This is a genomic window from Paenibacillus algorifonticola, from assembly GCF_000971975.1.
GTDB lineage: Bacteria > Bacillota > Bacilli > Paenibacillales > Paenibacillaceae > Pristimantibacillus > Pristimantibacillus algorifonticola.
In genome coordinates this window covers 1-18,267 of record NZ_LAQO01000052.1, presented here as the reverse complement: position 1 = coordinate 18,267, position 18,267 = coordinate 1, and the positions used below count along the sequence as shown (strand labels likewise).

Genomic DNA, 18,267 nt, shown 5'->3' with positions numbered 1-18,267 from the left:
GCGAAAAGTGCCAAGTGCACTTGCCAGCTAAAACCTTACTGCGGAATACGTTCCATCGCTTGCTTGAGACGAAAGCTCTCACCGGTGAAGGAGAGAATATGGGCATGGTGCACCAGACGATCGACAAGGGCCGACGTAAGCTTGGTGTCCCCAAAAATCGAGGTCCATTGGCCGAATTCCAGATTGGAGGTTACGATCACGCTTTGCTGTTCATAGCAATCGGCAATCACGTTAAACAACAGCTCCGAACCCGTCTGGCTAAACGGTACATAACCGACCTCGTCCAGAATGAGCAGATCTACCTTCTTCAGCTTCTCTCGAAAGCGGCTGAGCGTGCCAACCGCGAATTTTTCTTGCAGGACCGCCACCAGATCCGAGGCACGGTAAAATTGTACGGCATGACCTCGCCTGCAGGCTTCCACTCCGAGTGCTGTAGCCATGTGGGTTTTGCCTGTCCCCACCGCACCCATGAGTAGCAAATTCTCCCTGCGCGTCAGCCAAGTCATCTCCCGTAGCACATCCAGCGTATGCCCACTAGGAAACGTAATATGGTCATCCACATACCCATCGAATGTCTTCAAGTGAGGAAACCCCGCCTGCTGCACGAGCTTCCCAGTTTGGCCCTGCGCCGTCCTTCCTTCTCGGCCACAAGCAACCGTTCTACGAGTTCGTTCATCTGTTCGTCCTGCTGCTGTGCGACGTATTCCACCACATGGGCCAGTCTGAGCTGTCGACACAATTCCGTCAGATCGGTTCCCATTTCAGATCACCCCCATCAAACGATCATAGCGCTGAAGCGTTTCAGTTCCTTGGGTCCCGGGGGGAGAAAGCGTCTCCACCCAAGTCGCCGGGATGTCCCGGCTTGCTTGCTCTAAGCCCAGCGCCGCCGTCAGTTGAGTGACGGTTGCTTCACCGCCCGCCTCCTCAAGCACGCGCTGGATCTGTTCCATCTGGTACACGCCGCACCAGTGGGCCAGCGCTTGTAGTCGCTCCTTGCGCATGGTCAGATCGGCCACGCCCACGTACTCCCGAATCGCCTTGGGCAGCATGCGAATGAACTGCGAATGAGTGACGCTGCGAGGCTTGCGCAGCAGATTCATGAACACCTGCGTCCAAGGGATTTCAGCCGTTCTTCCCGTATACGGACGCGGCACTTCCCGCACGAGTTGTTGCTCCTGAGTTCGAATCACGAACCGATCCCAGAACGTCTGGATGAGCACCTCACTTCCGGGAGAAACCAGTCCCACCAGCGGAATCGCGGTTCCCTCGACCCGGATTTCTCCGTATTTGTTGACCACCGCCGCGCTGAGCCGGAAGGGCTCATAACCGGTTTCTGGCAACTGGAGCAGGTGGCGGCGGTCCGCTTCCCACAGGTCGCTTATTTGCTCTCCTTTGGCATAATGAGGGCGATCCCGGTCTTGTCTCGCCTGCTCAGCCAAGGAGTCGGCCAGTTGTTCGTGGCTTTCATAAACGGGAAGGGGCACCGCCCAGTTGCGCTTGGAATAGCCGCATTTGCTCTCGACATGGCCTTTTTCATGGCCACTATAGGGATTGCAAAACACCGCCTCCATGCGGTAATGCGCACAAAAGCGCTGGAAGCCTTCCGTCAGTTGTCGCTCGCCGTGCTTCTCGATGTGAACCACTGCGGCCGACAGATTGTCGAACCAGATCCGCCGAGGTACGCCGCCCATTTGCTCAAAGCACTGCTTCATCCCTTCCAGAAAACATTCCTGGTTCTCTGCTGGTGTGGGATAGACAAAAGCGGCATTGCTGTAAGGAAAAGAAACCACCAGCAGCTTGTAGGTGAGCAGGTGCTGGTTTTGACTGACCTGAATCGTGGTGAAGTCAACCTGCGCTTCTCCGGGAGGATGCGCTAACCGTTCATAGGTTTTGGCACGTTCCAGTTGCATGTCGCTCTTACGCTTCTTGACGTAGGCCAGAACGGTGCGTTGTCCGCCAGGAAACGCATACTCCTCTTTCAGACGCTGAAAGATTCGGACGCCCGTGTGTCGCTGCTTGCGGGGAAGCAACTGGTCTTCCTCTAGCCAGGTGTCGACTACCTCCATAAACGGCCCCATCACCGGGCTACTGCTTTTCCGTTTACCCAACTCGGCATTCCAATTGTCCCGATCGGCATAGCGTTTGGCCGTTCGCCAATGGACGCCCACCTGTCTTGCAATCTCATTTACCGAGTAGCCTTCTGCTTCACGTAAAAATTTGATATACTCTTGTTGGGGCATTTTCAGCATCCTTCCAGTCTCCTTCGTCGAGTTCTCGCAAACCTAACGATAGGAGAAATATTGGGGTGCTGGCAAGTGCCTTTTTTTGCACGTTACTTGAGCATTTTCACGCTGCAATCTTCGGCATTTTTAATATGCAATAAACACTTTATGGGGGTACCGCTATAGGTTCCGCAGTCCCGAGTGACCACTATCTTAAATTGGATTATAGATTGTGAGGAGTAACCTATGTACTATAAACAAATCAAATGGATGATTCTTTTCATTCCAACTTTCACTGCAGCCATATGGGAATATGTCAGACATCAATTCCTTTTGCCTTACATCTCAATGGATTTAGGCAATTGGCTAACGCCGGTTCTAGTGTATGTCGTCGGTATCACATTGTTAACTCAATTATTTCGCATATTGAAAAAAAATACAGAAAGAATTTGAAATTGAACGCTCCGGAAAAGCTGCGCTTGAAGCACGCGAACAGCTAGCATGTGAGCTTCACGACGGGATTGCTCAATCCCTTTTCCTACTGTCAGTCAAGGCCGAAAAGCTCGAAAAGGGAAGCAACGAGAAACAGCAGGAACAAAACATTCTGTCCATTCGCAAAACGATTCATGAAGTGATTCGTTATGTAAGGCAAGCGAGCACAAATCTTCGTCTCGATCGGGATGTAAATCGATTCTCTGAGCCAATGTCATCACCACTTAAGGACGTCCGTGCGCGAATCAATGTTCACTGGGAATTAAAAGACCACCAGTTGGATGACAAGGAAGAGGTTGAACTGCTAGCCTGCATTCGAGAGGAGCTCATCAACATGAATAAGTACGCTTCTGCCACAGCAGGATCAATTACGGCGATGGGAATGAGCCATAGCTGGAAGGTTACTGTAAAGGATAACGGACAAGGATTCGAGGGCGATCCGTTTGCTAAAAAAGGAAAATTCGGTCTGCGCATTATGAAAGAACTCTGCAATGAGATGGGATGGATCATGAACATGTATCGAGAGGATAGAGATACGGTCGTTAAGATTCACAAGGGGGCTTTAACATGACATTAACCACAACAAGAGTATTGGTTGTTGATGATCACGCATACGCAAGGGAAGCCATCCGTGAAATTTTGGATATGGACGATCATTTTAACGTCATCGGTATCGTTTCTAACGGTCAAGAGGCAATCGGCTTCATGGAAAAGTGGCTTTCAGACCTTATTTTTCATTCACTGGATACTATATCCCAAGCTTTCATACAGGAGGGATTTCAGGTGAGTGTTCGTCGCATGCTACCAACAGGTTTTGTTGATTTGTCGCATGGGAAGAAGTGGTACAACCAGGTAGAAGATCAACTGCAGTTTGCGTATGAACAATCTTATTTATTCCGTTTTGTAGCTCCAAAGGCTGGAAGAGACAGAACGTAAAAACAGCTTTAGTGAATAGAGCATGTTATCGTAGCAGATGTAAGACTTTTTAAAGAATCATTATGCGCCACATCCGTCGAGAAACAAGAACATAGCTCCATTTAAAGTCGCTAAATATGCGACTTTTTTGTTGAAGAAAGAACCAACTTGATCCTGATTACGGTACTTATTAATGGTTTTTCAAGAAATACGATGTTGATATTATATACTTTCATCAATCAATTAAAATGCCCGAAACACTTCACTAAATCTATGTAAAAAAGGACTAAAAACTTATAGACTATATCTTATGATAAAAATAATAACTAAGTGAAAGTAACTCATGTTAGGAAGTCAACATCCGTTTGATGGAATTAAAATTTTGATTGAAAAGTTCCTTATAATTCCACTGCATTCTAATTTAGTAACTCTCATATCTAGTGTTTGTCTAGTCATTTGAAGTTAGCTCACAGTTGTGAGTCACTTTATTAAATCGTCAATCAATCTCCTCGACTTTACAGTAACCATCTCCCCTGGTTTTAGTATAAAAGAAGGAAATTTGATCGACAAATGAATTTTAGTAGTAAGAGGAGTATTCAGATGAAAAAGCCAATAAAAGATCAAAAAATGGTAATGGTGATTTTACTAAGCAATATTTTCACAGCCTTTCTCGGGATTGGTTTAATTGTTCCAGTTATGCCTTCTTTTAAAGATATGTTAGATTTATCTGGAAGTACAATGGGCTATCTAGTTGCAGTTTATGCCTTATCCCAGTTAGTTATTTCGCCTTTTGCTGGTAGATGGGTTGATAGTTTTGGAAGAAAAAGAATGATAGTTATCGGTTTACTGGTATTCAGTTTATCAGAGTTGATTTTTGGACTAGGAACACATGTTTCAATACTTTATTTATCCAGGATACTGGGCGGAATAAGTGCTGCCTTTATTATGCCTGCTGTAACAGCATACGTGGCTGATATTACTACTACAGAGGATAGGCCAAAGGCGATGGGATACGTCTCAGCTGCTATCAGCACCGGATTTATTATTGGGCCAGGTGTTGGGGGGGTTATTGCCGATTATGGAATTAGGATGCCGTTTTTCTTCGCCGCTGTTATGGCACTCTTAGCCGCTATCTCCTCTTCACTTATATTAAAAGAGCCTTTATCTCATGAAGAGATGGAACAACTATCATCAAACACAAAGGGATCTAGCTTCATTAAAGATTTCAAAAAATCAATTCAACCAATCTACTTAATAGCGTTTATTATGGTCTTTGTCCTTGCTTTTGGATTATCTGCCTACGAAACGGTATTCAGCTTGTTTTCTAATGAGAAATTTGGCTTTACTCCCAAGGATATCGCAAGCATTATCACAATAAGTTCAATTGTAGCTGTAATCATTCAAATTTTATTGTTTGGGAAATTAGTAAATAAATTAGGCGAAAAAATGGTGATTCAGCTTTGCCTAATCACCGCTTCGGTTTTAGCTTTCATATCTACGGTTGTAACTAGCTTCACGGCAGTTTTAATTGTAACTTGTTTTATTTTTTTAGCGTTTGATTTGTTACGACCTGCCCTAACTACCTTTTTATCTAAAACTGCGGGTAAACAGCAAGGTTTTGTAGCAGGCATGAACTCTACTTACACTAGCTTAGGGAATTTTTTTGGTCCAGCATTGGGTGGTATTCTGTTTGATATTAATATTCATTACCCTTACCTTTTTGCAGGAATAGTTCTGGTAATTGGTTTAGGACTTACAGTATTATGGAAAGGAAAATCAAACAAAGCCTCACTCCTATAATGACTGTTTTTAAGATTTATACCTAAACCTAATTCAGCTAGCGCAGGAATCCCCGGCTTAGTACAAGCTTTACGTGGAAACGTTAGTTGAAACAGCATGGAGCAGACGGCATAATGCATCTGCTCCATTTATCGTTAAACCAATGGGGTAGATTAGTAAAAAAAAGTGTTATGAGGTAAGAGCATGATCCAAATAGCGATTAGTTGGTGGTCTAAGTACTAGAACTTTGTATATGTCCTTAGGGCTAAATTTGTTGCAGGAAGCGACAAGTGGAAGGAGAGCCAGGGGGAGGGATCAAATCTGAAACTACACTTTCGTATAAGCTATTTTGAACAAGCAATAAAAAACTTGCAAACGACTATTCTCCTTGAGTTACGATAAGTTACAGACAATCAGATTAGTCAGCAATTCGAAACAACATAAAGTAGGGTGACTGATAATATGACAGGGAATGTACTATAGCACATTCCCTGAGAGATAAAAGGCATTATTTCAACGAATTCTAAAGTGATGATGCTAGATTTTATTTTATTCGAACCCACACTGGATCTATTCTTAAGAACCAAACATTGTAATTACATGCGGTTGTTGCAACCAATCTTTCAGCGAGGTCAGTTGGAGATCAGGGACAATTACGCGATCTTTCACGTCATAATAGTTCAAGGAATCGATATTGGCTCCGATCCAACGATAGAAGCCCGCAACACCAGCTGCTTGCTTTGCCCCCATCACTGGTGTGAGAGCTGCTTCAAAATCATCATAGTTCAGGGAATGAAAGGTTACATTTTGTCCCAATGCTTGTTTAAAACGCTCACCCAGTTCTGCACCAGTGAGTGCTTCCGGCCCTGGAGCCAGCAGCATTTGTCCTGCCAGCTCAGGATGGGTTAGCGCATAATAATGATATTGCGCTGCGTCTTCGGAATTGATCCATGGAATCGGTTTATCTGCTGGCACAGGGTAGAAAAGCATCCCATTATTGATGAGACCTGGAATCAAGAAGTTCTCCATATATAGAGTGGGTTTTACCAAAATGGTTGGAATACCGCTTTGTTGTACGTACTCGATCATTTCGCGTTTAACATCCAATGTTTTGGTGTCAGTTGGCTGTTCGGGTAAAAAGCCATTCGAATTCACAACGATCAATTTTACGTCTGCTTGTCGGGCGGCTTCAACGGCATTAGTAATGTGTTGCTTGATTAATGCTGTGTCATACTCGATTGGCATATTCAAGAAGACTTTATCAACACCTCTGTTAACTTCCTTCAGGGTTTCTAACACAGACAAATCGCCTACAAATGCATCTATGCCTTGTTCCTTCAAAGCTGTCACGTTTTTCTCATTACGTGTAATAGTGCGAACCGTTACCCCATTGGAAGTTAACAATCTTGCTACTGCCCCACCTTGTACCCCTGATGCTCCATAGACTAATATTGTTTCCATATACAACAACCCCTCGTAGTTAAGTTTATTAGTTCAATATTGAACTAAATGTTATACTTATAATAACTAACTTACAAACTTTATGTAAGTACGCACATTCGGGATACCAGGTATCTCCTGTGATACTTTTGGAGATAGAACCACTGGAAAATTGTAGCCCTTGTCCGGTCGAATTTGCAGTCAATGCGATCGGCGGGAAGTGGAAAATTCTGATTTTGTACCATTTATTGAATAAAGATATCGTACGATTTAATGAACTGCAAAAATTGCTCTCTACCGTGACGCACCGTACACTGACGCGTCAATTGCGTGAGCTTGAGGAAGGTGGCCTAGTGCACCGAGTTGCTTATGCTGAAATGCCACCTCGTGTTGAATACTCACTAACGGATAAAGGAAATAGTCTCACCCCGATTTTATTGCAATTGCAAAACTGGGGTCTACAGCATATGTAGGCTCCCTAGACACAAGCAAACAACAATTAAAGCGGCTGTAATAACGGCGTATTGTCGTGTTAGCCAGGACAAGCGGCACACATCTTCGGATCCGAAGCATAATGTCGGTACCCGTGACGATCCGTCGTGCGGTACACCAGTTCCTGCTGCTCGGGACAGCGGTACACGTTTCGCCCGGCCTCATACGTGAATTTCCACTTCGGGTACAACCCTTGCGTGGGATGAAATCTGCGATGCGCGATGACACCATAGATTTTGCGTTCTTCCAGCCCTTTGCAAATGGGCGTGGTCATGTAGCATGAATCTAAAGCAACGGCTTCTACCTCAAAACCAAAACGTTTACGCTGACGGTCTAATCGAGAGAGATACGGGACGGAATCATGGACATTGCCTGCGGTTACGAAAACATCGGTAATGAGGTTGTACTTCACATCAACGGTGCGATGATCCAAATAAAAGAAGCCTTCTGGCTTGCCTTCCCGAAACATATATCCGCTGTCCGGATCCGTTGTGCTCACCTTCAATTCCTTGTCCTCGTTCACCTCCTCCCGTGGTTTTAGTGCTTTTTTCCTTGGGTTTGACGATCCGTTTCAACGGCAGCATTTAGCTCATCTCCTTTAGCTTCGTTTGGATCCCCAAAACAAAGAGAAACCCAAGCGTCTTGGAACAAGACGTAGGGTTTCTCGACAATCTGACTATGCCAAGGCATAGTTTTTTCTATGGCTCAAATGTAGCCATAAAAAAATCCTATATAAATAGATATGGAAGGTCGCCCTGTCCATAATCCACTAAAAAGGATCATCACGTGGACAAGAATACGCTATTTTCTTCATCTGGTAAATGGCTAGCGCCAATTTGTTCAAAAACGTTCATAGATGGCGTAAAAGAACGAAATCAAGATAAGCATGCAAAGAAATTGACGACACTCGCTTGCTCTTAAAGCTTTTTCTTCATGCAGAACTGCAAGAACGCGACGGGCTACGTGACATAGCAAATAACGCATTAGATCCGGCGTTTCAAAAGGAGCTCGGGCTTTCTTCCATCTCGTAAGCGCAATTGTGCAGGAAACATAATAAAGTCGATCCAGCTCTGTTCGAACAGGTGTATAACCAGCTCGTTAAGCCAAGTTAAATTCACGCATTGCTTATTGGGATAACAAAGAGGTTTATCTGGACAAAGTGAAAATGACACCGGCTAAAGTGAAATACCGAATACCGCTAGAAGAATTGGCGGATGAGAAAGGGATCACGTATGTCTTCGATCGAGGCTATGTGGATTATAACGCGTACGATCAATTCTGTGAGGATAAGATATTCTTCGTTACATGATTGAAAACCAACGCAGTGTTCGAGCTATCCCTGAACCCCGAATTGACCGTTTTGTGACGTCGTTGTGTTGGAGGCAAATGTCACCATTCCTTCACATTAATAACTCCAAATGGTCATGGATTTATCTTGTTCATCTCTTATTATTGAACAGAATGGACTTGCAGAAAAAAATGATGGAGAAAGCGAGATGTGGACAAATATGCCAAACCAGGATGCAAATCTACTGGATCAAAAAAAGCGCGATCAGAAGAAGAGCTTGCTCTCATTCGTCGGCAATCCCATGAGCGGATGACGGAATTGGAACATCATGTGCTCGTCTGCCAGGGACGCTGCTGCGCCAAACGCGGTTCTCAGGCAGTCTGCGGAGCGTTGAAGGGTGAAAAAGATCGCGGAGCCAGGGACAATCGCGTTCGCGTCAATTCATCGGCGGAATGCGTCGGGAGATAATAGGACAGCTCTCCTATCATCGTGTATCCGGATAGCTTTTGGTAACGAAACGTCACGCCACAGAACGCGGTTGCGATCGTAGAGCGGCATTTGCTGAGAGCTGCGCCAGATGACAGGCAGATATCGTATTCGTTTGCGGACGGCAAATTTCGAAGATCGCCGTACTATCCTTTGTAGGAAAAACGATTCGTTCCAACGTCAAATAACTTGCTATTTTTCGATACAAACAGAATATTGGAGGTTTCCTTTCATGATCAAAACCAAGTCCAATCTGCTACTAGCTTTCATCGCCGTCATCGCTTTATCCGGATGCGGCTCGTCCGGTGGCTCCGCTCCGGAGACAAGCGTTCCTGCAAACAGCGCTTCAAATAGCGCCAGCTCCCCCAGTTCAATCGCATCCCCTACGTCGGCGGGGGCTGCGTATCCGGTGTCGGTTGAGAACTGTGGACGCACGCTGACGTTCGATTCGGCACCGGAGGGTGTGGTGAGCCTATGGCAGGCGCCGACCGAGATGATGCTCGCCCTCGGACTCGATGATCGAATCACCGCCGTCGCGGGTAACTACGCCGCTTTCCCCGACAGCATCGCCGAAGCTGCCGAGGCACTCCCCGTGATCGGCACCTCGATGAGCTGGCCATCGAAGGAAGTTCTGTTGAGCGAAGCCCCGGACCTCGTGGTCGGCCAGTCTCTGGAGGGCTTCGCCTTCGATACCTCGCAGGGCTACGCCTCGGTGGAGCAGATCGAAGAGGGTGGCGCTCAGGTCTACGGGTCGAACCTGTGTAGCTCGGCGGATGCTCTCAATATGACACTCGAGACGCCGTACCGCACCTTGCGGGACTTCGGAACGATCTTCGGTGTCTCGGACCGGGCGGAGGAGTTCATCGCCCAAATGGCTGCGAAGAAGCAGACGGTCGTCGACGCCGTGAAGGGTCTGCCCACGCAACGGGTCGCGTTCTACAACGGGGGCGATGGACCGCTGATCGTGCTCGCTGGCGGCATCTACGATGACGCAATCGCAACGGCCGGCGGAAAGAACGTGTTCCCGGCGGACTCGGTCTACGTGAGCAAAGAGGACTTCGCGGCATCCGATGCCGACGTGATCCTCGTCGGCACCTTCGAGGGTCAGGACTTCGCTAACCTTAGCGACTACATCACGACGAACTTCCCCGACCTGCCTGCCGTGAAGGACGGCAGGCTCGTCGAGATTCCCGTCGCCGACACCGACGCGTCCATCTCCGTGATGAGAGGCCTGACGGAGATCGCGAACGGCATCCATCCTGACCTGGATCTCGCGGTACCTGCGTCGTGACCTCCGTGTCGATCGTGGTGCCGCCTACGAGTCGCACCGGTCACCGGCGGACCATTATCGTCGTCCTGATGATCGCGTGCGTCGCCGCCGTGGTACTCTCCGTATCCGTCGGATCGGTCCCGATCGCTCCGGGCCAGGTCCTGGATGTGATCGCCGACCACATCCTCCCTTGGAGTGTCTCCATCGCGGCGACAGATGTGGAGGCGCGCATCACCTGGGAGTTCCGGTTGCCGCGTGCTCTGCTCGGGCTTATCGTCGGGTCCTCCCTCGGCGTCGCCGGCGCGGTGCTCCAGGCGGTGGTGCGCAATCCGCTCGCCGATCCTTTCGTGTTCGGAATCTCCTCCGGCGCGTCCGTCGCGGCTGTCGCGACTCTCACGCTGGGCCTGGGCGTCCTGACCGCCGTCTCCGTCCCGGTAGCGGCCTTCGGTGGCGCTCTCGCAACGACACTGATCGTGTTCGGGCTCGCGCAACGGCGAGGCCGCGTCACGCCGGGACGGTTGATTCTCGCAGGCGTGGCGATGTCATACCTGCTCAGCTCCGTCACCAGTTATCTCGTCTTGCGTGCGAGCGCGCCTGGCCAAGGCGTGAGCCAGGTACTCTCCTGGCTCTCCGGCAGCCTCGCCGCCGCGGAATGGGTCGACCTGGGCATACCTGCTGTCGTCCTTGTTGTCGCTACTGTGGTACTCATCCTGTTGGCCCGGATCCTCAACGCGCTCCTCATCGGCGATGAAACCGCTGCGAGTCTCGGCGTAGATGTCGGGCGTTTCCGTCTGGTGATGTTCGTGATCACGTCGCTCCTCGTCGGAGTCGTCGTCGCAGTGAGCGGCGCGATCGGTTTCGTCGGGCTCGTGGTTCCGCACGCCGTCCGGATGTTCGTCGGCTCAGATCACAAGTGGGTCTTGCCCACATCGGCTCTAGCCGGTGGGCTGCTGCTCGTCGTGGTCGACATCGCCGCGCGTCTGATCATAGCCCCGTCCGAACTGCCGGTGGGGCTGCTCACCGCCGCCATTGGTGCACCGTTCTTCCTCTGGATGCTAAGGCAATCCAGTAAAGGAGAGGCATGAGTATCCTGGGCGGTAAGGATGCCGCAGCTCTCCACGTCGATGACGTCACTGTCGAGATCGCCGGACGCACGATCGTCGAGGGAATCTCGCTGTCCGCTGACGGAGACGTCGTTGGACTCATCGGCCCCAACGGCAGCGGAAAATCGACCGTGCTGCGCGCCGTCTACCGGATGCTTCGCCCCACCTCCGGGCGCGTGACGGCGGCAGATCGCGACGTTTGGGAGTCCCGTCCGCGGGAGGCGGCCCGTGTGACGGCGGCCGTCGTCCAGGACGGACCGAGCGATCTCGAGCTAACCGTGGCGGAGTGCGTCGCCACGGGGCGGATCGCACACGGCCGCCTCTTCGGGTCAGACAGACCGGAGGACGTCCTCGCGATCGAACGAGCGATGAAGCGGGCCGGCGTCAGCGATTTCGCCGATCGTGACATGAGTACGCTGTCGGGCGGAGAGCGGCAGCGGGTCCAACTGGCGCGCGCCCTCGCGCAGGAGCCGCGAATCCTCGTGCTCGACGAACCGACGAACCATCTGGACATCCGCCACCAGCTTGAGCTGATGGCGCTCGTCCACGCGCTGGGGGTTACGACCCTTGTGACTCTCCACGACCTTAATCTGGCCGCGGCGTACTGCGACCGCCTCGTCGTCCTTTCAGCAGGTGAGGTGGTCGCCTCGGGAACGCCCGGCGACACCCTGACCCCTGAGCTGCTACGTGAGGTCTTCGGGATCCGCGCTCAGGGCATCACCAATCCACTCACCGGGCGCATGCAGCTCGCCTACGCCCACGAAACGGAGATGAATTTTTTTGAATAAAAAGCTAATTATTAAACCTACAGATCGCCTACGCCCACGAAACGGAGAGACCATTACCGCAACAGAGAATACCGAACCTGCTCAGCATGCCGCGACCCACGATCATCTGGCGGGGCGTCCCGACGATCCGGCGGCGCGAGCGGCGTGGGACCGCTCCATCGCGGCGCATGATGCGCTTGCGGCACTGCCGGGGGTGACGTTCACCGCGGACGAGGATGTCGTCATCGTCCTGCACCCGGGTTTCGACACTCTCGACGTGATCGGCCCGCACTACTTCCTCGCCTCCATGCTGGGGGCGAAGGTGCACCTGGCGACGACCGGAGCCCCGGGCGAGCCGGTGACCAGCGCTGGAGGGCTGCCGCTGATCCCGACGACCACGCTGGAGGACGCCCCGGCATCCCCGACCGTGCTGCTCGTGCCAGGCGGGGACACACCCGTCCTCCTCGCCGATGAGGCCGCCATGGTAGCGATCCGCCGCATCGCTGCCGGGGCTGACATCGTCACGAGCGTGTGCACCGGCGCCATCGCCCTCGGGGCGGCCGGACTGCTCGACGGGCGGCGCGCGACCACTCACTGGTCGATGCACCATCTGCTGGCAGGGTATGGAGCCGAGGCCGTGGATGAGCGTGTCGTCATCGACGGGAACCTCTTGACGGCCGCCGGAGTCACAGCGGGCATGGACCTCGCCCTTCGGCTGGTGGCACGGCTCCGCGGCGACGAGTACGCCCGGTTCCTCGAACTCGGAGCGGAGTATGCGCCGCAACCACCGCTCGGATCTGGGACGCCTGATGAGGCCGGACCGGAACTCACCGCCCTCGCGCGAGACTTTTACGCCACACTCGAACATGCACTACGCGCTGAGTGACGCGCCCCGGCCATTGCAATAATGTAACGGAGAATGTGCCTACTTGTCCTGTGTAAGAAATGGTGCAAGTAAAGAGCTGATTGCCCATTATGGACAGGATTAGTGAATGATTAGCAGGAAACATTCAACTAAAATTATCTAAAATCCAACATGAAACAATCAGCGTTGCCGGATTAATGGCAACGCTGATTGTTTTTTATATTTTTTATTGAGCTATTACCGTCGATAGTTTATCGCTTGATTTATGGTGTCAATTTCTCATGACTTTGGCCTGTTAAATTGACTTTATAATGTCCGGTGGTAGTGTTCTTCTCATCGGTTGTACCCAAATCATAAAACCCAGAAATTGACCTTGCTCTGAAAAAGTAGACACGCAGAAAGCCTCGGTGACACCAATTAGTCTAATACTTACCTCATGTCTCCGACTAGAAACGGCGGGACATAACCGTTGGAGGAATGCGTTCTCCGACGGTTGTAAAAGAGTTCGATGTACTCAAATACAGCCTTTTTGGTCTCCGCTCGCGTCTTGAATGTGTAATCATTGAGCCATCCCATTTACCCGAAGGTTTACAACGGGCTCGTTGAGTTATATACGATGTCTGGGCTCTATTTGCACAGTAAAACGCTTCTGTTTCTTGACGTTTGAGCTCGCGGGATAGGCTGGAGTGATACGCCCGAGCATACGTGCAATGGCTCTAGCGGACCATCCCAATTGAAAGAGTACTTCTAGCTGATTTCTCTCTTGTGGTTAGATGTTGGTAGCTCATGGCTGATTCTCCGTTTAGGTGGAGTGTGGTAACTTCATACTACTTACGAATTGGTCATGGGTCATTTTTAGGTGTCGCACTTCATACTACAAATCGTCAATTAAAAACTGGTTTCAGCACAGTATCACCGCTAAATTCATTGATAATGGATTCTTCTGTAATAACCATAAAACCCCATGATTTTCTTTCGGTTATTTTAGGTTTGAAAAAACGGAAAACAAATATTGTTATGACATAATACTCCAACATTCGACAAAATAGGTCTGTTATACTGAAGTTGAAGAGTTGCTACTGGTTATTTTAAACGCAGGAGGAAAGTGAATGATCGAGAGAAATTACGATAGTAGTGCAAAAGACCCTCTACTTACGACCTTATCTAATGATCCAGGGGATGAAACTCAGAAAAGATTTAGATATCAACACACTTTTACTGTATTGATCGCTATTGAAATGTTCGCAGGTAATATTCCATATAAAGAACTATATTGTGAACATCATGAAGATATTTTAGCTGTAAGGGAAGATGGTAATTATGATGGATTACAAGTAAAAACAAGACAAGTTTCAGATGGCCCATTTGAATTAAGGGACCCTGCAATAAAAAAGAGCCTACTGAGATTTATAAAATTAGAAGCTGATTTTGAGAACTCCTTCTCCAACTTTACGATTATTTCAAATTGTTCATTTCGTGATGATGACTCTGCAAAAAGCTTAACTAATCTAGTAAATCAAGTAACGAATACGCCACTACTATCAGATATTAAGCCACGTGACCTCCGGAAATATATAGATGAACTTGTAGAAGAATCAGAACTCTCAATTGAGACTGTTCTAACTACAATCAAAAAGATAAAAACAATGGTAGGTCCTGGGTTAGATGATATCGATGCAAAAATTATTAATGATCATTTAGGGAAAGTGCATCAATGTAATGGAGCCAGTATTGAAAAATTAAGAGTTATTCATAGAAGATTATGCGAGAAAGTTTACTTTGCTTCTTCAAGATTTCTGGAAAATGGAATATATGATTATGCAGAACTTGCAACTGGAAGAATAAACTCTGTAGCGGAAGAAATAAATGCCAAACGAATTACTAAGTTAGCTGTTGATAGGATCGTGCAAGAAAACTTTAATAAGAATCTTTTTTTGAGTTCTAGATCAGATGCAGCAGATATTACGATAGCAAAATCTAATCAACTTTTAAAACGTAAGATGTCTTCAGGATTTATTGATTTTGAAGAAATCGAGATTATGGATGATTTACGAACTGACGCAGAAGATTATTTTTTAACTAACAGCATTAAAGCTGAAAATCAACAAGAGTATTTAAGAGAATTTCAACAAATTAAAAAAATTGTCCTTAATCAATCCATTGAAGCAAAATCAAGATGTAAAAAAGAAGATTCACCTTACGGTGCTGAAATGCTTCATTCAGTTGAGGATCGTTTGAGGGAAGTCGCTATAAATAGAACCAAAGATGTGTTTGAGTGCCCATATGAGATATTAAAAGGGTTAGTTGGTGTACTTACAAACGAATGTAAAGTAGCTTTCAGTAAAGAGCCAACAGGAGGTTGGTTGAACAATGTCGATGTCATTAATTGAGCAAATCATTATTCTTGATGAACGAGACGAACTAGATAATATTCGAGCCTTGCTTTTAATTTATACACTTATCGGAAATAAGAACGATAAGATAACGATTGAATTAGTAAAATTAGCTAAGATGGATTTTTTATTGAAATATCCGTCTGCGTTAGATAGTGTATTAACTAATTTGAATAAGAAGAAGGATATACACATCACAGAAGCCGAAATGAATAATATTGAGACAAATATATTATCATTTAGATTTAGCCCATGGAGTTCCAACTTTAGAAAATTAATGGTTCTTCTTAATGCGAAATCTTTGATTGATTGGAAACTACGAGAGAAATCTTTAGATATATATCAGACTTCAAAAGGGCTATCGCTCTATAATGATATTTTGTCCTTTGGTGAATTTAAAAATATGCATATACAAAGTAAGGCGATAAAGACTAATATTTTAGCACTATCAACAATAAAGCTAGATAGTCTACTGTCGACAGCTCTTACAGAATTAACATTGAGATGAGGAATAAAAATGAATATCACTATAACGAATTTAACTATAAGATGTCGAAAAGAAAATTTCACCATTAACTTTGCTGAGACAATTACATATTTTTATGGAAAAATGGGTGCAGGGAAGTCGACCATACTAAGGTTGATAGATTATTGCTTAGGCAATGAGCTAGTTGAAACTCCTGCACTTCAACAGGAATTTATTGGTGCCGACTTGAATTTGATAATTAATGGGAAGTATGTACTCTTATCACGTGATAAAGGTTCGAATCAGCTTAATGTAACATGGGTTCCTATTGACACGGAAGAATCACTAAATGCAATTGTTCCTATAAATGCAAAAAAAACATTAGGTTCAAGGTCTATTATTCCAAATACTGAAATTCAAACGCTATCTGATTTATTATTCTATCTGTCCGATATGAATCCACCGAAAGTAAGGAAAAGTAAGATAAAAGAAGACACTGATTTGATTCGATTAAGCTTCAGAGACCTGATGTGGTATTGTTATTTAGATCAGGATGCAATTGATAGCTCGTTTTTTAATCTTGGAAGAGATGAGCATGATTTTAAAAAGTTAAAAAGCCGTGATGTTATGCGATTAATTCTAGGATTCCACCAAGAGAATGTTGCACAGCTTGAAACTGATTTGTTTGAAACTAGACGCAAAAAGTCTACTCTGTATGAAACCGCAGTAAGAATTGATAGTTTTCTTAGAGACAGTAATATTGCAGATACACCACAAATAGAGTTTGAACTTCAAAGTTTAGGACAGGAAATAGAAAATAGGAGATCAGAACTGAATAATTTAAGGCATAGTTTAGTAAGAGAAAATTCACATGTTATAGAACAATATAAACAAAAAGCGAGAGAACAATCGAAGGATTTAGAGCAATTATCTACTGCTTATCTTGATATAACTAATCAGCTCACTAGAAGAGTAAAATTGCAAAACGAATATAATTTAGCATCTTTAAAGGTAAGCAGGTCGACAATTGCGCAAAACTTATTAAGGGGAATAGATTTCCACAGTTGTCCTCAGTGTGGTCAAGAGATTGAGGATAGAATTATTGAAGAAAGCATCTGTAAGCTGTGTTTACAAGAGCATCCCAATGATATTCATAACAATGATGTAGAAATCATTCAATTGGATTTAAGAAATCGTCAAATTGAACTTAAAGAATCTATTAATAAACTTGAAAGGCAAAAAGAAGCGATTGAACGAGAGAAAGTATATATTTCAGAAGAGAAGATATTTAATGATCAGAGAATCAATGATTTGGAGAGAGAATATGATTCAGCATATTTAGCTGCTGCAAGAGATATTGAAAGACAAATCGGTAATCTTGAGGGAAGGAGACTAGAACTAAGTAATTTATTGCCTTTACCCATGAAAATTGTTGAGTTATATAAAGAAGTTGAAAACTTAGGAGCAGATGAACAAAGGTTAAAGAATGAGCTAGAAATAGCAAGACGTAATGCTGAGCTAGATGCAAGTAATTTGGATGAACTGAAATCTTTATTCCTAGATAATTTAACTTTAGTTGGATTTCCAGGAATTGATTTAAATGACTATTTGGAAATAAATACAACTGATTTTATTCCTAGAATAACACGTTTTGGTGAAGATGAAATATTTACAACTGAATTCGCTAATTTAGGTAGCGGCGGAAAAAAGACGATTTTTAAGAGCTGTTATATTCTTGCTATTCATCGTTTAGCTGCTAGAAAAAATATTAATCTACCTTCATTTTTGATGATAGATACTCCTATGAAGAACATTAGTGAGAGGGAAAATAAAGATATCTTTGAAGGTTTTTATAATTTAATTTATATGCTTTTTACAAGTGAACTTAAGGAAAAACAATTAATTATGGTTGATAAGGAATTCTATAGTCCTGATGGAACGCCATATGAAGGCTATTTCCTAAATAATGATAAGCTTAAGGTATTTCATATGACCCCCGATGATCCTGAAAATCCTCCATTGATCAAATATTATCGTGGTCATTAACTGAGTTGTACAAGATGAAAATTTAAAGCGCGTTTTAGACTTTCTAGAATAATTACAATGGTTTTGTTACTACAGAAATTTTAATCGCTTAACAAAGAGGTAGAAGATATTATAGAGGCTCTTTTTCAATAGTTCGTTCAATAAAGTTAAAAGACAACAATAATTTAGTGCAACTCACTAGCGTTGCATAAACCTTTAGCAAACATTAAAAGTGAATATTCTGAAAATAATTTTTCGAGATAA

The 18,267-nt window shown here is 46.0% G+C and carries 13 protein-coding genes and 4 pseudogenes; 12 read left to right on the top strand and 5 right to left on the bottom strand.

The features are described 5' to 3' along the window. Nucleotides 1–35 precede the first annotated feature (35 nt). A pseudogene (gene istB, locus WH37_RS30975) lies at nucleotides 36–760 on the bottom strand (IS21-like element helper ATPase IstB). A gap of 1 nt (nucleotide 761) precedes the next feature. Beyond that, nucleotides 762–2,249 carry an IS21 family transposase gene (istA, locus tag WH37_RS30970; RefSeq protein WP_046234523.1) on the bottom strand — a complete coding sequence of 496 codons (1,488 nt, stop codon included), beginning with the start codon at nucleotides 2,247–2,249 and terminating at the stop codon, nucleotides 762–764. A gap of 409 nt (nucleotides 2,250–2,658) precedes the next feature. Here istA and WH37_RS37595 point away from each other — a divergent pair. The 4 genes and pseudogenes from WH37_RS37595 to WH37_RS30955 form a co-directional block, all read left to right on the top strand. Beyond that, nucleotides 2,659–2,832: pseudogene (locus WH37_RS37595) on the top strand (histidine kinase); the annotation flags it as partial. A gap of 216 nt (nucleotides 2,833–3,048) precedes the next feature. Then, nucleotides 3,049–3,285 (top strand): sensor histidine kinase, encoded by a 237-nt coding sequence (locus tag WH37_RS36820; RefSeq protein WP_231594444.1) that lies wholly within the window; start codon nucleotides 3,049–3,051, stop codon nucleotides 3,283–3,285. Next, the gene (locus tag WH37_RS30960; RefSeq protein ID WP_046234522.1) at nucleotides 3,282–3,650 is read left to right on the top strand and encodes a response regulator; all 369 of its coding nucleotides are present in this window, start codon (nucleotides 3,282–3,284) and stop codon (nucleotides 3,648–3,650) included. The genes WH37_RS36820 and WH37_RS30960 overlap by 4 nt, the downstream gene beginning before the upstream one ends. Before the next feature lie 549 nt (nucleotides 3,651–4,199). After that, nucleotides 4,200–5,429, top strand: coding sequence for an MFS transporter (locus WH37_RS30955; protein ID WP_331458097.1), 1,230 nt, complete (start codon nucleotides 4,200–4,202; stop codon nucleotides 5,427–5,429). 555 nt (nucleotides 5,430–5,984) lie between these two features. Here the strand turns inward: WH37_RS30955 and WH37_RS30950 are convergent. Further along, nucleotides 5,985–6,869 (bottom strand): SDR family oxidoreductase, encoded by an 885-nt coding sequence (locus WH37_RS30950; RefSeq protein ID WP_046234520.1) that lies wholly within the window; start codon nucleotides 6,867–6,869, stop codon nucleotides 5,985–5,987. A 119-nt stretch (nucleotides 6,870–6,988) separates the two neighbouring features. Between WH37_RS30950 and WH37_RS35130 the strand changes: the two genes are divergently transcribed. Further along, complete coding sequence (locus WH37_RS35130; protein ID WP_331458096.1) at nucleotides 6,989–7,321, top strand: winged helix-turn-helix transcriptional regulator; 333 nt, start codon at nucleotides 6,989–6,991, stop codon at nucleotides 7,319–7,321. Nucleotides 7,322–7,386: 65 nt separating this feature from the next. Here WH37_RS35130 and WH37_RS30945 read toward each other — a convergent pair. Next, nucleotides 7,387–7,934 (bottom strand): annotated as a pseudogene (locus tag WH37_RS30945) (transposase); the annotation flags it as partial. A gap of 1,412 nt (nucleotides 7,935–9,346) precedes the next feature. On the opposite strand from WH37_RS30945, the gene WH37_RS30940 reads away from it, so the two are divergent. Genes WH37_RS30940 through WH37_RS30925 form a run of 4 tightly spaced genes read left to right on the top strand, consistent with a single transcriptional unit; the run spans nucleotide 9,347 to nucleotide 13,140 of the window. Next, nucleotides 9,347–10,405, top strand: a complete 1,059-nt coding sequence (locus WH37_RS30940) for an ABC transporter substrate-binding protein (protein ID WP_046234519.1) — start codon at nucleotides 9,347–9,349, stop codon at nucleotides 10,403–10,405. A gap of 5 nt (nucleotides 10,406–10,410) precedes the next feature. After that, complete coding sequence (locus WH37_RS30935; protein WP_197091407.1) at nucleotides 10,411–11,469, top strand: FecCD family ABC transporter permease; 1,059 nt, start codon at nucleotides 10,411–10,413, stop codon at nucleotides 11,467–11,469. Then, the gene (locus WH37_RS30930; protein WP_046234517.1) at nucleotides 11,466–12,275 is read left to right on the top strand and encodes an ABC transporter ATP-binding protein; all 810 of its coding nucleotides are present in this window, start codon (nucleotides 11,466–11,468) and stop codon (nucleotides 12,273–12,275) included. Before WH37_RS30935 ends, WH37_RS30930 begins: the two co-directional genes overlap by 4 nt. After that, entirely contained in the window at nucleotides 12,268–13,140 is an 873-nt protein-coding gene (locus tag WH37_RS30925; protein WP_052737354.1) for a DJ-1/PfpI family protein, read from the top strand. The genes WH37_RS30930 and WH37_RS30925 overlap by 8 nt, the downstream gene beginning before the upstream one ends. Nucleotides 13,141–13,548: 408 nt before the next feature. Here WH37_RS30925 and WH37_RS35120 read toward each other — a convergent pair. Continuing rightward, a pseudogene (locus WH37_RS35120) lies at nucleotides 13,549–13,671 on the bottom strand (IS3 family transposase); the annotation flags it as partial. A 557-nt stretch (nucleotides 13,672–14,228) separates the two neighbouring features. Here WH37_RS35120 and WH37_RS30920 point away from each other — a divergent pair. The 3 genes from WH37_RS30920 to WH37_RS30910 are packed head-to-tail and all read left to right on the top strand — an operon-like array spanning nucleotide 14,229 to nucleotide 18,024. Further along, nucleotides 14,229–15,509: a dsDNA nuclease domain-containing protein gene (locus WH37_RS30920; protein ID WP_046234516.1), complete on the top strand. Its 1,281-nt coding sequence runs from the start codon at nucleotides 14,229–14,231 to the stop codon at nucleotides 15,507–15,509. Continuing rightward, nucleotides 15,490–16,020 carry a hypothetical protein gene (locus WH37_RS30915; protein WP_046234515.1) on the top strand — a complete coding sequence of 177 codons (531 nt, stop codon included), beginning with the start codon at nucleotides 15,490–15,492 and terminating at the stop codon, nucleotides 16,018–16,020. Before WH37_RS30920 ends, WH37_RS30915 begins: the two co-directional genes overlap by 20 nt. A gap of 9 nt (nucleotides 16,021–16,029) precedes the next feature. Next, entirely contained in the window at nucleotides 16,030–18,024 is a 1,995-nt protein-coding gene (locus tag WH37_RS30910; protein ID WP_046234514.1) for an ATP-binding protein, read from the top strand. Nucleotides 18,025–18,267: the final 243 nt, after the last annotated feature.